General features: G+C 55.0%; 9 protein-coding genes and 1 pseudogene. 1 reads left to right on the top strand and 9 read right to left on the bottom strand.

Going from position 1 to position 14,514, the window contains the following annotated elements:
- Positions 1 to 7: 7 nt before the first annotated feature.
- The 5 genes from arsC to BN1135_RS14475 all read right to left on the bottom strand — a co-directional run bounded on the left by arsC (position 8) and on the right by BN1135_RS14475 (position 4,278).
- A complete protein-coding gene (gene arsC, locus BN1135_RS14495; RefSeq protein WP_042022276.1) occupies positions 8 to 439 on the bottom strand; it encodes a glutaredoxin-dependent arsenate reductase in 432 nt (143 codons plus the stop codon).
- Positions 440 to 441: 2 nt separating this feature from the next.
- Positions 442 to 1,512 carry an ACR3 family arsenite efflux transporter gene (gene arsB / locus BN1135_RS14490; RefSeq protein WP_042022275.1) on the bottom strand — a complete coding sequence of 357 codons (1,071 nt, stop codon included), beginning with the start codon at positions 1,510 to 1,512 and terminating at the stop codon, positions 442 to 444.
- Between the two features lie 96 nt (positions 1,513 to 1,608).
- Complete coding sequence (gene arsA, locus BN1135_RS14485; RefSeq protein ID WP_042022274.1) at positions 1,609 to 3,459, bottom strand: arsenical pump-driving ATPase; 1,851 nt, start codon at positions 3,457 to 3,459, stop codon at positions 1,609 to 1,611.
- 74 nt (positions 3,460 to 3,533) lie between these two features.
- Positions 3,534 to 3,905 carry an arsenite efflux transporter metallochaperone ArsD gene (arsD, locus tag BN1135_RS14480; RefSeq protein WP_042022273.1) on the bottom strand — a complete coding sequence of 124 codons (372 nt, stop codon included), beginning with the start codon at positions 3,903 to 3,905 and terminating at the stop codon, positions 3,534 to 3,536.
- A gap of 4 nt (positions 3,906 to 3,909) precedes the next feature.
- Positions 3,910 to 4,278 carry an ArsR/SmtB family transcription factor gene (locus BN1135_RS14475; RefSeq protein WP_042022272.1) on the bottom strand — a complete coding sequence of 123 codons (369 nt, stop codon included), beginning with the start codon at positions 4,276 to 4,278 and terminating at the stop codon, positions 3,910 to 3,912.
- Positions 4,279 to 4,443: 165 nt separating this feature from the next.
- On the opposite strand from BN1135_RS14475, the pseudogene BN1135_RS21710 reads away from it, so the two are divergent.
- Positions 4,444 to 4,725: pseudogene (locus BN1135_RS21710) on the top strand (transposase); the annotation flags it as partial.
- Between the two features lie 92 nt (positions 4,726 to 4,817).
- Here the strand turns inward: BN1135_RS21710 and BN1135_RS14465 are convergent.
- The 4 genes from BN1135_RS14465 to gcvT form a co-directional block, all read right to left on the bottom strand.
- Positions 4,818 to 9,134, bottom strand: coding sequence for an NACHT domain-containing protein (locus BN1135_RS14465; RefSeq protein WP_042022271.1), 4,317 nt, complete (start codon positions 9,132 to 9,134; stop codon positions 4,818 to 4,820).
- A gap of 244 nt (positions 9,135 to 9,378) precedes the next feature.
- Complete coding sequence (gene gcvP, locus BN1135_RS14460; protein ID WP_042022270.1) at positions 9,379 to 12,255, bottom strand: aminomethyl-transferring glycine dehydrogenase; 2,877 nt, start codon at positions 12,253 to 12,255, stop codon at positions 9,379 to 9,381.
- Between the two features lie 302 nt (positions 12,256 to 12,557).
- On the bottom strand, positions 12,558 to 12,944 hold the full coding sequence (gene gcvH / locus BN1135_RS14455; RefSeq protein ID WP_042022267.1) for a glycine cleavage system protein GcvH: 387 nt from the start codon (positions 12,942 to 12,944) through the stop codon (positions 12,558 to 12,560).
- Positions 12,945 to 13,027: 83 nt separating this feature from the next.
- A complete protein-coding gene (gcvT, locus tag BN1135_RS14450; RefSeq protein WP_042022266.1) occupies positions 13,028 to 14,125 on the bottom strand; it encodes a glycine cleavage system aminomethyltransferase GcvT in 1,098 nt (365 codons plus the stop codon).
- Between the last annotated feature and the right edge of the window lie 389 nt (positions 14,126 to 14,514).

Raw genomic sequence — 14,514 nt, 5'->3', positions numbered from 1 at the left:
GTGCAGATCACTTGATCCGTTTTCCTTGTGCATCCACTACCGGTTCCCCATCTTCCTTGCTGAAGGCACCTTGCTGAGGGCTCGGCAGAATATCCAGCACCACTTCGGATGGACGACACAGCTTGGTGCCAAGGGGCGTCACCACTATGGGACGGTTGATCAAAATGGGGTGCGCCAGCATGGCATCGACAAGTTCATCGTCGCTGAAGCGCTCCTCAGCCAGTCCAAGTTCCTCAAAAGGCGGCACGTTCTTGCGCAGCAGGTCGCGCACCGGCATGTCCATGGCCGCAATGAGCGCGACCAGCGTCGCGCGGCTCGGCGGGGTTTCCAGATAGTGGATGACGGTCGGCTCAACGCCGGCGTTACGGATAAGCTCCAGGGTATTGCGCGAGGTGCCACAGGCCGGATTGTGATAAATGGTGATTGGAGTGTTATTCATGATTAAGCCTCTGCGTTGAGATAGTTGCGTTTCATTCTAAGGGCCACATTGACCAGAGCGATCAGCACCGGCACCTCCACCAGCGGGCCTATCACCCCGGCGAATGCTTGATCCGAGTTCAGACCAAATACCGCGATAGAGACCGCAATGGCCAGCTCGAAGTTATTACCGGTGGCAGTAAACGCGATTGACGCATTCTTGTCATAGGGGATCCCGAGCTTCTTGCCGACCAGAAAGCTGGTGAAAAACATCAGCACAAAGTAGACCACCAGCGGAATGGCGACCCGCACCACATCCATCGGCAATTCGACGATCATCTCCCCCTTGAGGCTGAACATCAGCACGATAGTGGCCAGCAGGGCGATCAGGGTGATGGGGGAAATCACCGGAATAAAGCGCTCGGTGTACCACTGCTCCCCCTTAGCCTTGACCAGATAGTGACGGCTCAAAAAGCCAGCGAGGAAAGGGATGCCCAGATAGATCAGCACGCTTTGGGCGATATCCAGCATGGTGATATCCACTGCAAACCCCTGCAAACCAAACAGCGGCGGCAGGACGGTAATAAACAACCAGGCCATAAAGCTGTAGGTTAGGATCTGAAATCCGCTATTGAGCGCCACCAGACCGGCACCGTACTCCTTGTTGCCACCACCAAGGTCGTTCCACACCAGCACCATGGCGATGCAGCGCGCCAGACCGATCAGGATCAGACCCACCATGTAGTCCGGGTGGTCATGTAAAAACACCAGGGCAATCACAAACATCAGGATGGGGCCGACCAGCCAGTTCATCACCAAGGAGAGGGTTATCGCCTGCCGGTCGCGGGTCATGGTACCCATGGTGGCGTAATTCACTTTGGCCAGCGGCGGATACATCATCAGGGTCAGGCCAATGGCCAGCGGGATATTGGTGGTGCCGACCGACATCGCCTCGTTCCACTGGGCTACCTGAGGGAACAGATAGCCAATCCCCACCCCGATGGCCATGGCGACAAAGATCCAGAGGGTGAGATTGCGGTCGAGAAAACTCATTTTTTTGCTGACGGGCAGATCGCAGCAATCGTTGGTACTCATCAAAAGACTCCAAAAGCATTGGGTGAGATGAAAGGCTCGACACGAGCACAGAGCGCGCTTGATAGTGCCTTCCATGGAATATGGTGGGGCGCTATCTCACGCCTCCTGATGGATCGGGTGACATAACCCTTGTAATGCAGCCACTCCCACCGGCTCGACGGCCTGCAAGGGCACCACCGCATAACGCTTGGCATGACGCTCTTTGACCGCAGTAATATGGGGCTGCTGGCGATACGCTCGCTGGGCCAGCAGTGGCGAGGTGACGCTGGCCGGGGCCAGCATGTGATTGACCACCCAGGCCCATGGCTCGATACCGGCACGGCGCAGATCGGCTTGCAGGTTGGCCGCCTCCTGCACCGGAGTCGGCTCTGGCAGGGTGACAATCATCACCTTGGTCTGTTTCGGGTCTTGCAATTGCATCATGGGGGTAGTGAAGTGCAGGCCCTTGTTGCCCATCTGGCGGGCAATCTCCCTGTGATAGGCGCCGGTGGCATCAAGCAGCAACAGGGTATGGCCGGTCGGCGCTGTGTCCATCACCACGAAGCGCTTGCCAGCCTCGCGAATGATCCGCGAGAAGGCCTGAAACACGGCGATCTCTTCGGTGCAGGGGGAACGCAGGTCTTCTTCCAACAGGGCGCGGCCCTGAGCATCGAGACTCGCCCCCTTGGTGGCCAGCACCTGAGCACGGTAACGCTCGGTCTCGGCGTGGGGATCGATGCGGCTCACCTCCAGAGTGGGCAAGGCCCCGGCCAGGGTCTCACCCAGATGAGCGGCGGGATCTGAGGTAGTGAGATGAACCGGCAGCCCGCGACTGGCGAGCTCCACCGCCACGGCCGCCGCCAGCGTCGTTTTCCCCACCCCGCCCTTGCCCATCAGCATGATGAGCCCATGGCCATCACTGGCCAGTTCATCGACCAGTTGCTGCAACCCCGGGTGCTGCGGGTGCGGCTCGGCGGTGGTGCGTTCGACCGCATCGGCATTATCATCAGCACCATCAGCACCATCAGCACTATCAACACCATCGGCAGACACGGCGCCCAGTAACTGACGCAGGCTCTCTACGCCCACCAGATTGGTCGCCAGCAGCGGTATTCTGTCTTGTGGCAAGCTTGCCAGCAGCGCGGGCATCTGTGCCAGAGCCTGCTGCTCCCGTTGCCATACGGCGCACGCCAAGGGGTCATCCGCCAGCTCCCGTTGCGGGAAGATGCCATTGATCACCAGCTGCTGATTGGCAAGACCTATGGCCGCCAGTTCATCATGAGTGCGCGCAACTTCCCGCAAGGTAGAGGCTTGCGCTCGGGCCACCAGAATAAGCCGGGTTTTCAGCCCATCCGACAAGGCAGCGACCGCCTCAGCGTATTGGCTGCGCTGTTTTTCCAGCCCGGCCAATGGCCCCAGACAAGAGGCATCCCCCTTGCCTTGCTCCAGAAACTCGCTCCATGCACCCGGCAGTTGCAGCAGACGGATGGTGTGACCAGTGGGGGCCGTGTCAAATACGATATGGTCATACTGATCCACCAGCTGGCGGTCAGTCAGCAGGGCGGTGAACTCGTCAAAGGCGGCAATCTCAGTGGTGCAGGCGCCGGAGAGTTGCTCTTCAATGCTGCGCACCACACTCTCGGGCAACTTGCCACGCACCGGGCCGACGATCCGTTCCCGATACGCTTGCGCCGCCGCTTGCGGGTCTATCTCCAGTGCTGACAAGCCGCTGACGGCCGCGATGGCGGTGATCGTGTTGCCGATGGTTGTGTCAAATACCTGACCGACGTTTGAAGCCGGATCCGTGCTGACCAGCAGCACCCGTTTGCCACTGTCACACAAGGCGACCGCACTGGCGCAGGCTAGCGAGGTTTTACCCACGCCCCCCTTGCCGGTGAAAAAGAGAAACGGCGGAGCATCAGTCACAAACGAATAGCTCAGCAACGCGTTACTCAAAGACGAAGACATAAGCGACTCCAATCAGGCAAAACAAGACAATTCACCCCGCAGGCGGCAGGGATGTGGTCAGCAACACTCAGGGGTTAGCAGCAACCACTGTTGCCGCAACAGCCGCCGCTCTTGGCGATCCCTTTGATGACTGCTTGCGGCGCGGGCAAACCGGCATAACGGGCCAGCTCACTGCGGTCGGGATAACGGCCGGTGAGCACCACCTGACCATCCACCAGCACCAGCGGCAACCCCGCATCCCCTGCGTGCATCAAGAAGGCGCTGACCGCAGCGGTCTCGGCAAACACCATCGGCTGCTGCGCCAGATTGAAGCGCTCGATAGCCACCCCCTGCCCCTTGGCCCACGCCACATCGGCCGCAAAGTTCACCAACCGCTGCTCTACCTCGGTACCGCATACCCCGCTGGCACAGCACAGTGCCGGATCAAAAATCTGGATAACAGACATGGCATTACTCCTTATTGCAGCAAGATTGCTCGGGCAACACATGGGGCGAACAGCTCGACTCGGCGCGCATCATCCCGCACGCTTCGGGATGCCCGGCGCAACACTCTTCCGTGAGGTAGCCGATAAGATCCAGCATCAGGGGAATGTTGGCCCGGTAACGTAAAAAACGACCTTCTTGCTCCACCGACAACAGGTCGGCATGCAGCATGGCTTTCAGATGAAATGACAGTGTGTTCGGGGCGATATCCAGTTCACTGGCCAGCTGGCCAGCAACCCTGCCTTCCAACCCAGCCTTGACCAGCAGCCGCCAGACATCGAGACGGATCCCGGATGCAAGAGACTCGAACACTTTAGTGGCTGTATCTTTATTCATGGGAACCTCTTCATCTCATTTCATAGCTACAACTATACAAGAACTATTGAAATGATCAAACCACCGCCACCCTCCTCCTACCGCAGACAGTGCTGTTGACTACATCCGCAACTTTCAGCGCATCCGGGGATCTGATCATCTGAGTCAAGCAACCTAGAGCGTCAGATCGACACGTCCAAACAGAAGATCTGTAACAGGAAACGGTACAACCAAGCTTTGGTAAAACGCGATTCCCTCACCCTCTGGATGGATGAGCAAGCCATCAAACAATGGCATTGCCAGACGCACTACAGTCGCCGGCGATGAGGGTTCCACTACAGATACAGGGCTATTGAGACCGAGCGGATGCTCAAGGGTGTATTCCAATTGCCCCTGAGTGCGCTGGAGGGGTTCGTCAATTCGCTGTTCACGTTGATGGATGTTCCCTTGCCGTCACCGTACTACAGCTAACTCAACAAGCGGGTCAAAACTCCGTACCGCATGTCCAATCACGGGATCCTATAAATTAGGCTGCCATAATGCTGGAATATTTGCATATATCATCTCAGTTCACGCGTTCGTTTTTCGGTGGGCAATCGCGGGAAAATAGTCAATATATGAACAACGATAGACACAGAACCGCCCATATTCGCCTCAACACGCTTGGCTTCTTCTACTAATAATTCGTACAACTCCTTTATACCTATCGTTGACCCTGAATCTGGGTGTCGCCAAGTTCGCTCCTTTTTCAGGGTTATTAGCAAGGCTCCTGAGCGACGAGTTTCTATTGATAGATATTTTGTTACAAGTTGATCTTGAATCGTGTCACGCAGATCATGTGCGGTACGGTTGTCGCCAAGCTTTAGCTCAATCACGCTCTCATAATCAGACGCTGTGGAACGAAGACGAATATCCGTCTCCTTTTCCTCAGCAGTGACCGCCTCCTGGTCTAATTTATAGAGACCATTGGCTGAATACTGTAATGCTCTGGCTATTTCACGCCGCATGATCCGCTCCTGATCAATTCTTGCCCATGCCTCCCTTGGCGAAACATCACTATTCAATAATTCATCCAAATCGGCCAAGCGATCACAAAGCAAGGTGAACATAGCCGCATTCGTAGTCAATGGAACTTCACCTTTATCTTCAAGTTCACGACATTGCTGTTCATCCAAGAGTGCCGAATCAATTTCTTTGGCCCATGCTTCCTGAGCTAATGCCAGAACCCGATCTTTAAAATGAGAAAATAAGGGGTCAATGGCCATATCATGTTTAACTTGCCATCCCTCCTCTCCTTGTGACTCCAATAATGCAGTCAGAATTGCATTGCGTGCATATTCGGCATTGTCACGCATATCAGGAGTGTAACTTCCTTCATGCTCAGCATCATCCTGACGCCTTATATGCAGGTAAGCCAGGCGGACAAGTCTGAGCAATAACACAGGAGTAAAATCATTATTTCTGATATTAATGCCATCATGGCGTTCATTAAATAATTTTGTAAACCATACCACGGCTTTGCTTAATGGCTCAGGTTCAATATCTCGTAATTTTTCTTCAAGTGCATCAACACCCAACTCAGGATTTAAACGAATCAAGGTTGATAACCAGAGTAGCATAGCTGGTTCCAGCAGTTTTTTACTTATATATTCCTGAGCCATAGAACATAGTTGAGCTTGCTGATCAATATCGCCATACTTTAAAATCAACTCAATCACGCTGGAATAGCGAGATATCAAGGATGATAATTGAGATTCATAAGCGACTATGGGCTTAATTTCACTCAACCATGCAAACATACGAGGGATAAAAAGAATGGTCACTGGATCAGGGGCATTATAGAGGCGTTGCAACAACATGGAATGATGAAGTTCATTGGCAGAGGTAGAGAGTACCCAATCAAGCTCTTTACCAAAAACCTCACTGAGAGCAGATGGATGTTGCTTAACCAAGTCATCAATCCAACTTGGTAATTCATTCAGCTCAAGCAATGAATAGCGAGCGGCACGCATTGCTTCTTCATAGGTCAGCTTGCTTGCCCAATTGGGCTCCTCAGCTTCAGCATAGAGCCCAGCCAAACCGAACCGCCATAAGTCTAAATATGTACTTCGTTGATCTTCTGGTCTCTCACAAATGAGAGTTGGGAGATGCTCTCGCCAGCACTCCATAAAAATAGTACGCAGCCAATCTGTAACTGTTTCTCCAAAATGAGATTCGAGAAAAGGGCGATTCCAACCGGATAAATTACTATCATCCGAGCTACTTATCATCACTCTGAATAAATCCCAAGCAAAATTTTTACAACGCTCATCCGAAAAAGTCTTGTCAGGATATTCTGATATTTCACGATGTAGCATCACCCAGCGGGCACGGTTCTTTGCTGCTTTTCGCTCTCTTCTTTTATCTCGAATAACTTCTTCACGCCGGGCTCTTTCCTGCTTTATATCAAAGGTAGAAGGCTTCATCATCTCATCGATATATAAAATCAAATCCGGACAATCTATGACCAAGGGGCGTAAGTCTATTGGCGAGATACGCAATAGATAAAGCGCAACATGCATAAGCATCTGACGATCAAGAAATGGCTTGTTTTTATCTTGAAGATCATTGACTACCCAAGCCTGATCAAGCTGTACCGTGAGCTTAATAAGCGAATCATAAGGAATAATTTCAACCACACGTTTCCATATATCATCGATTGGACATAAAGATTGCACCAAAGCATCTATTGCCCAAAAAACCAGCTTCCTATTTTTGCTATCAAGTTCATTTATCCGCTGTGCTAACGCCTGATGAATTTTATCGTCATCGTATTCACGCTGCCGCAGGCGTAATGAAAGTACACTGGCATGGATCCATTGACCGGAGCACTGGTAATCAAGCCCTCGAATACAGGCCGCCGCCAGAGCACTACTCAGATACTGGTGGGAAGAGATCATATGTGGCCATTGATCTTGACGCCAGTGCAACCCATCCGAGATGAGGGTTACTAATTTGTCCCGCAGCTCCTCCAGTTGTGACATGACTAGTTGTGCATTTTTTATTAGCGATGGCAGTCGCCAACTCAAGTTGCTAACTGACCGTTTTTTCCATTGCAGCCAGCCTAATGCCTGGCAGAGCTGCGCCACAGAAAGATGACTTGGAAACAGCTCCAAAATCGCTTCACGCACTATTTTGTCAGGCCAGTCAGGATGTTGAGAAACCATAATTGCAGCTATTTCACCCAATCTTGGATCGTTCAGCGCTTTCAGTGCATGAATTGCATAAATACGTTCCACCTCAACAAGCACTGAATCCGTGGCAACTGAATATACAAGGTCAGAACAGCCACAAATCACTCCTCGCTCAATGAGCTCCAGCAAAACACACCGTACTTCATGATTATCGATACCTTGCTGCCACAGCAGATTAATCTCATCAGCCAACTCAGGAGTTGCAAATCGTTTAATTTGGATAGATGGAGTGTGTAAACCTCGCCAACCTCCTTTTCCATAACGCTGAACATATGCACCAAGAGCTTGTTTACGCTGAGCAAGAGTCAATGATGCAGGATCACCTTCATCCAGTAGCAACGTCGGCTCATGATCACGAATTGCTTGAAAAATATCGTCATTCAATGCTACCAACCAGCCCGCAATCGCCCGTTTGGAAGGAAGTACAATGGTATTACCCTTGGTCTCAATAAGGAGCAGCCGCTTGAGGGCACGAAGCGACATGCCTTTATCTCTCATCTCCTGCAATCTTTTTGCGGCAAGAAATTCTGACACTGAACGATGGTGAAAACGTACTCGCCCATAGGAGGCAAACCCAAACAGTGGCCGCTCCAATAACGTTTGTCGTTCCTCTTGTGTCCAGTCTGACAGGATTATCGACGGATCAAGCGCAGCTTCACCTTGTTGACCATTATCCGATTTGGCACTGTGTCTGATCGTCAAACGACGGGTCAGCCACATGGCTAGAGCCAGCCTGCTCGCCCCCTCGATAGCTTTATCTATAGAAAGTTCGGCAAGCTCATGCCTATCTTCCCTATCTCTGGGCTTAAGTTTGATATGAATACTGGCTTCGACTTGCTGGCGGTGGGTTCGAAGCTGAAATCCCGCCTGCCAATCAGCGCAAAGTTCAATAAGATCTTGAGGACGTCTGGCAAACTCAAAGGCGTTTTGCCTCTCAATGTCACTAAGCAATTCGGCTGTATTTTTGACACCTTGCTGCTCGGCAAACTCGACAATCTGGGGATTAGAGAGCGGCATCAGAGCAACGGTTCGCCACTCAGGAACTGACTCTTCATTCGATTGGTCAGAGGAGATGAGCATATGCTCGCCCAATGCCATGCTGGCAAATTCTCTCTCCTTTTCTTCAGTCGACGGGAGCTTAATCTGTGGTGGTACCGGCAATTTACTGCAAACAAGTTGACCATCAAAAGGGATAGGGCGGGTCGTCACAACCACTCGTACCCTGTTCAAGTTACTTTGAATACCTTTAACGAAACGATCCAGCGCTTGTTTGAATGATCCTTTGGTCAACTGCAGTTCGTCATAAGAGTCCAGAAAAAAGGTGGCTATCTCAGACTGTGAGGCCAGCCATAGATCAAAACGCGTCTCCTCCTCATAACCCAGCAGATCTCGCAAATGGGTGGATGCCAAACTGGCCAACTCAACAAAGAATGCGGCTTCACCATTTGCAGCCAAACGACGGGCTTGCTCGCGACATTCATGGGTCTTGCCTGACCCCGCCTCGGAAATAAGTAGGATACGTTTTGAGCGCAACAACACTTCCCAAGTGACACCGTCAGACCAACCTAGCTGAGTCAGAAAATGCTGCTTATCAGCATCAACTATTTGTTTTTCATCAATATCTTTGAAAGTGCGTTCGATCATGACTGCTCGCTGAGTGATGCTAGATGGATGACAGTAATAACCAGAGAAGAGAGCTTCAAACTGCCGCTGGCGGTACCAAGCGTATCTTACGAAAGATGGGGACAATAAATCTCGATTAACCGGTAGCTAAATCCATAACCAGTTGATTTAAAGCAACAACTTAAGCGATGAGTTCTTTGCATTGAAAAAAGGGCCACCTGTTTGGGTGGCCCTGTTGTTTATTGCGCGATTCTGCAGCACGCCTTTACTTGGCGTAATCCTCGGTCGGGATGCAGGCACAGAACAGGTTACGATCGCCGTAGACGTCATCGATGCGGTTGACCGACGGCCACAGTTTGGCGGCGCGCACGGCGTCGGACGGGAAGACCGCCTCGGTGCGGCTGTAGCCACGGGACCACTCTGCATCCATCACGTCATCCTGGGTGTGCGGGGCGTGCACCAACGGGTTGTCGGTCAGGCTCCACTGTCCCTCCTGCACCTTGGCAATCTCGGCGCGGATGGCGGTCATCGCCTCGACGAAGCGATCCAGCTCGCGCTTGGATTCCGACTCGGTCGGCTCGACCATCAGGGTGCCTGCTACCGGGAAGCTCATGGTCGGCGCGTGGAAGCCGTAGTCCATCAACCGTTTGGCCACGTCCATCTCGCTGATGCCGGAGGCTTCTTTGAGCGGACGGATATCCAGGATGCACTCGTGGGCCACCCGACCGTTGCGCCCGGAGTAGAGCACAGGGAAGGATTCACCCAGCTTCTTGGCCAGATAGTTGGCATTGAGGATCGCCACCTGAGTGGATTTCTTCAGCCCCTCGTCACCCAGCATGGCGATATACATCCAGCTGATAGGCAGGATGCTGGCCGAGCCGAACGGTGCCGCCGACACGGCGCCATTGTTGCGGCTCTCCTTGTCGGTCTTGACCACGGCGTGACCGGCCACGAACGGCGCCAGGTGTTGCTTCACGCCGATGGGGCCCATGCCCGGGCCGCCACCGCCATGAGGAATGGCGAAGGTCTTGTGCAGGTTGAGGTGAGAGACGTCCGCCCCGATAAAGCCCGGTGCCGTCAATCCAACTTGCGCGTTCATGTTGGCACCGTCCAGATAGACCTGACCACCGTGCTGGTGAACGATGTCGCACACCTCCTTGATGGTCTCTTCATACACCCCGTGGGTGGAGGGGTAGGTCACCATCAGACAGGAAAGCTGATCCCCCGCCTCGGCCGCCTTGGCCCGCAGGTCGTCGAGATCCACGTTGCCGGATTTGTCACAGGCGGTGACGATCACCTTGAGCCCCGCCATCTGAGCAGAGGCCGGGTTGGTGCCGTGAGCAGAAGCTGGGATCAGGCAGATGTCGCGATGCCCTTCACCACGAGACTCGTGATATTTCTTGATGGCGAGCAGACCTGCGTATTCGCCCTGGGCACCTGAGTTGGGCTGCATGCAGACCGCATCGTAACCGGTCACCTTCACCAGCCAGTTTTCTAGGTCGGCCAGCAGCAGTTGGTAGCCCTTGGCCTGTGCCAGCGGGGCGAACGGGTGCAACTTGCCGAACTCGGGCCAGGTCACCGGGATCATCTCGGCGGTGGCATTGAGCTTCATGGTGCAGGAGCCGAGCGAAATCATGGCGTAGTTGAGGGCCAGATCTTTCGCTTCGAGACGGTGGATATAACGCAGCATCTCGGTTTCGGAGTGGTACTTGTTGAACACCTCGTGGGTCAGCACGGCGTCGGTGCGCAGCAGATCCTGCGGGATGGCGTGATGAGCCTGGGCCGCCTTGTCGAGGGCCTCGATATCCAGTCCATGGCCTTGACCGAGGAAGAGATCAAACAGCTCGACCACATCAGCGCGGGTGGTGGTCTCAGAGAGCGACACGCCCACCGCACCGTCGAGATCGGCGCGCAGGTTTATGCCGAGCCCTTCGGCTTTGGCAATCAACGCGGCCTTGTCAGCAGTTTGCACGGTCAGGGTATCGAACCAGCTGACATGCTTGAGGGCCACGCCCTTGGCCTGGAGGCCGAGCGCCAGAATGGTGGTGAGACGGTGCACACGGGAGGCGATGGTTTTCAGCCCTACCGGGCCGTGGTAGACGGCGTAGAAGCTCGCCATGTTGGCTAGCAGCACCTGTGCGGTACAGATGTTGGAGTTGGCCTTCTCGCGGCGGATATGCTGCTCGCGGGTCTGCATCGCCATGCGCAGGGCACTCTTGCCACGGGCATCTTTGGAGACGCCGATGATACGACCCGGCATGGAGCGCTTGTAGGCATCACGGGTGGCGAAGAAGGCAGCGTGGGGGCCACCGTAACCCATGGGCACGCCAAAGCGCTGGGCGGAGCCCAACACCACGTCGGCACCCAGCTCGCCCGGGGATTTGAGCAGCAGCAGGGAGAGCAGATCGGCGCTGACGCAGGCCAGCCCTTTCTGGGCCTGTACCGCGGCGATGAGGGCGCGCAGATCTTTCACCTCACCTGTGGTGGTGGGGTACTGGAACAGGGCACCAAACACCTCTTCGCTCACAGCATCGCTCGCGGCGCCAACCGCCACATCAAAACCGAAGTGAACCGCGCGCTCCTTGACCACGTCGATCACCTGCGGGTGCACATCGTCAGCCACAAAGAAGAGGTTGGATTTGGACTTGGCCATCCGTTTGGCCAGCGCCATCGCCTCGGCGGCGGCGGTCGCTTCATCCAGCAGGGAGGCACTGGCCAGATCCATGCCGGTGAGATCCAGCGTCAGCTGCTGGAAGTTGAGCAGAGCTTCGAGACGGCCCTGCGCCAGCTCGGGCTGGTACGGGGTGTAGGCGGTATACCAGCCCGGGTTTTCCAGCACGTTGCGCAAAATGACGTGGGGCACATGGGTATCGTGATAACCCATGCCGATATAGCTCTTGGCAATCTTGTTCTGGGCGGCATAGCCCCTAAGCTTGGCCAGTGCCTCCACTTCGGTCATGCCGGCACCGATCCCCAGCGGGCCCGGCAGGCGAATAGCGGCAGGCACGGTCTGGGCAATCAGATCGTCCAGGCTTTCAGCCCCAACGGTCGCCAGCAGTTGGCGCAGCTCTTCTTCGCCCGGGCCGATATGGCGGCGGACAAAATCGGTTTTTTGCTCGAGTTCAAACAGTGACTGGGTCATTTCCCTATTTCCTGATAAATAAGTCCTGGCATGAAATCCTGATAGCCAAGACCTGATGTTCCTGATCGTCGGCTGATACCGACTCCACTCATGTTCTGGGTCCCGCAGACAGGATGCGGCACCGGATGCTGCGGCAGCATCAACAGGGGATCGCCTTGTTGCGGACCGGCCCGTTTGCCCTCTAACCTCCTAGGCTGGCAAACGGCTGGCGCGGGCGACTTCACCCTTCCACCGACCGGCGCTTGCCCTGCTGGCGGTCATACAAAAGGGCCCCGCACGTTGGTGCAGGGCCCGGGGCATTACTATTCGTCCACCACGTTCTGGTAGCCTTCGGCATCCAGCAGGTTGGCCAGCTCGCTCTCGTCATCGAGCTTGATGCGGAACAGCCAGCCGGCGCTGTAGGGATCGGAGTTGACCAGCTCGGGGCTCCCTTCCAGCTCTTCGTTGACGGCAATGATCTCGCCGCTCACCGGGCTATAGATGTCGGAGGCCGCCTTGACCGACTCGGCCACGGCGCAGTCGTCACCGGCACTGACCTGCTTGCCCACTTCCGGCAGCTCGACAAACACCATGTCACCCAGCAGCTCCTGGGCGTGCTCGGTGATACCGACCACGGCCTCGCCGTTGGCTTCAACACGGATCCACTCGTGGGAAGTGGCATATTTCAGTTCGCTCGGGATATGGCTCATTTGTGCTTCCTTTGATCTTTGAGTCGCGTTTAAAAACGAATATGAAAAGCGCGGGGAAGACACTGCCCTCCCCCGACATTGTGTTAAACCAGCTTCTGGCCGTTACGGACGAAAGCAGGCTTGCTGACCTTCACGGTGACCAGCTTCTTGCGGATCTCCACCTCGGCCAGTTCGCCGATATCACGGGGCACCCGCGCCAAGGCAATACTGTAGCCCAGGGTGGGGGAGAAAGAGCCGGAGGTGATCACACCTTCCCGCTTCTCACCGTTTGCCGCGGTGAAGGTGACCGGCATACCGGCACGCAGCACCCCTTTCTCTTCCATCACCAGACCCACCAGCTTGGGCTGGTTGCCCGCCGCTTTCTGCGCTTCCAGCACGTCGCGGCCGATGAAGTTGCGCTCGCTCGGCTCCCAGGCGATGGTCCAGGCCATGTTGGCGGCAAGCGGAGAAATTGACTCGTCCATGTCCTGACCGTAGAGGTTCATCCCCGCTTCGAGGCGCAGGGTATCGCGGGCACCGAGGCCGCACGGGGCGACGCCGTTATCCAGCAGCGCCTGCCACAGCTCACAGGCTTTCTCTTGCGGCACCACGATCTCGTAGCCATCTTCGCCGGTGTAGCCGGTGGTGGCGATAAAGAGATCGCCAGCCTGCACGCCGAAGAAGGGCTTCATCCCCACCACAGCCGTACGCTGGGCGGCGCTCAGCACCGCAGCCGCCTTGACCTTGGCGTTGGGGCCCTGCACCGCGATCATTGCCAGCTCCGGACGCTCGGTCACGCTGACGTCGAAATCGATGGCGTGATGGCGGATCCAGGCCAGATCTTTTTCTCGAGTGGCGGAGTTGACCACCAGCCGGTAAAACGTATCGCCAAGATAATAGGTGATGAGGTCATCGATCACGCCGCCTTCCGGATTGAGCATGCCGCTGTAGAGGGCCTTGCCGGAGACGGTGAGTTTGGCCACGTCGTTGGCCAGCAGGTGTTGCAGAAAGGCTTTGACCCGTTCGCCGGTCAAATCGACGATGGTCATGTGGGAGACATCGAACATACCGGCATCGCTGCGCACCGCGTGGTGCTCTTCCAGCTGGGAGCCGTAGTTGATGGGCATTTCCCAACCGTGGAAGTCCACCATCTTGGCGCCGGCTTCCAGGTGTTTGGGATGCAGTACAGTAGTCTGGATCATCGCATTCTTTCCTTAGCAAAAAGCCTTTTCGCTGTAGCGACCACCCTTGCGACCCGTGCCACCGCTCGGACTGCACTGCGCGCAGCAAAAAGTGACCGGATCCAAAAGTGTGTGCTCGCTCCTGCCCTTGCCAGGCAAGAGGGATTCCTTGAACGGAGCGGATTATATGACAAGCAGGCGAGCGTGCCGCTCAAAAAAAACTAATCCCCTCCCGTAAAACTGACTCCAGACACTAAGATAAATGCAGTGATAAAAACAGCCATAAGCCGACTCAGGCGAGATTAAATTTTGATTTTTACCGTTTCGTCACAATTTACAGAAAAACGTTTCGCTCCAGAGCAAAATTAAAGGCTGACACCCAAAACGGGTCATCAGCCTTGTCGGATTAC

The organism is Aeromonas sobria, from assembly GCF_000820145.1.
GTDB lineage: Bacteria > Pseudomonadota > Gammaproteobacteria > Enterobacterales > Aeromonadaceae > Aeromonas > Aeromonas sobria.
Note: the sequence above shows the minus strand (reverse complement) of the source record. Positions and strands in the feature narration are given on the sequence as shown.

Bases quoted from the DNA above. Each gene is read 5' to 3' on its own strand.
- arsC (WP_042022276.1), bottom strand. From the start codon at position 439: ATGAATAACACTCCAATCACCATTTATCACAATCCGGCCTGTGGCACC.
- BN1135_RS14475 (WP_042022272.1), bottom strand. From the start codon at position 4,278: ATGAATAAAGATACAGCCACTAAAGTGTTCGAGTCTCTTGCATCCGGG.
- arsD (WP_042022273.1), bottom strand. From the start codon at position 3,905: ATGTCTGTTATCCAGATTTTTGATCCGGCACTGTGCTGTGCCAGCGGG.
- arsB (WP_042022275.1), bottom strand. From the start codon at position 1,512: ATGAGTACCAACGATTGCTGCGATCTGCCCGTCAGCAAAAAAATGAGT.
- BN1135_RS14465 (WP_042022271.1), bottom strand. From the start codon at position 9,134: ATGATCGAACGCACTTTCAAAGATATTGATGAAAAACAAATAGTTGAT.
- gcvH (WP_042022267.1), bottom strand. From the start codon at position 12,944: ATGAGCCATATCCCGAGCGAACTGAAATATGCCACTTCCCACGAGTGG.
- gcvP (WP_042022270.1), bottom strand. From the start codon at position 12,255: ATGACCCAGTCACTGTTTGAACTCGAGCAAAAAACCGATTTTGTCCGC.
- arsA (WP_042022274.1), bottom strand. From the start codon at position 3,459: ATGTCTTCGTCTTTGAGTAACGCGTTGCTGAGCTATTCGTTTGTGACT.
- gcvT (WP_042022266.1), bottom strand. From the start codon at position 14,125: ATGATCCAGACTACTGTACTGCATCCCAAACACCTGGAAGCCGGCGCC.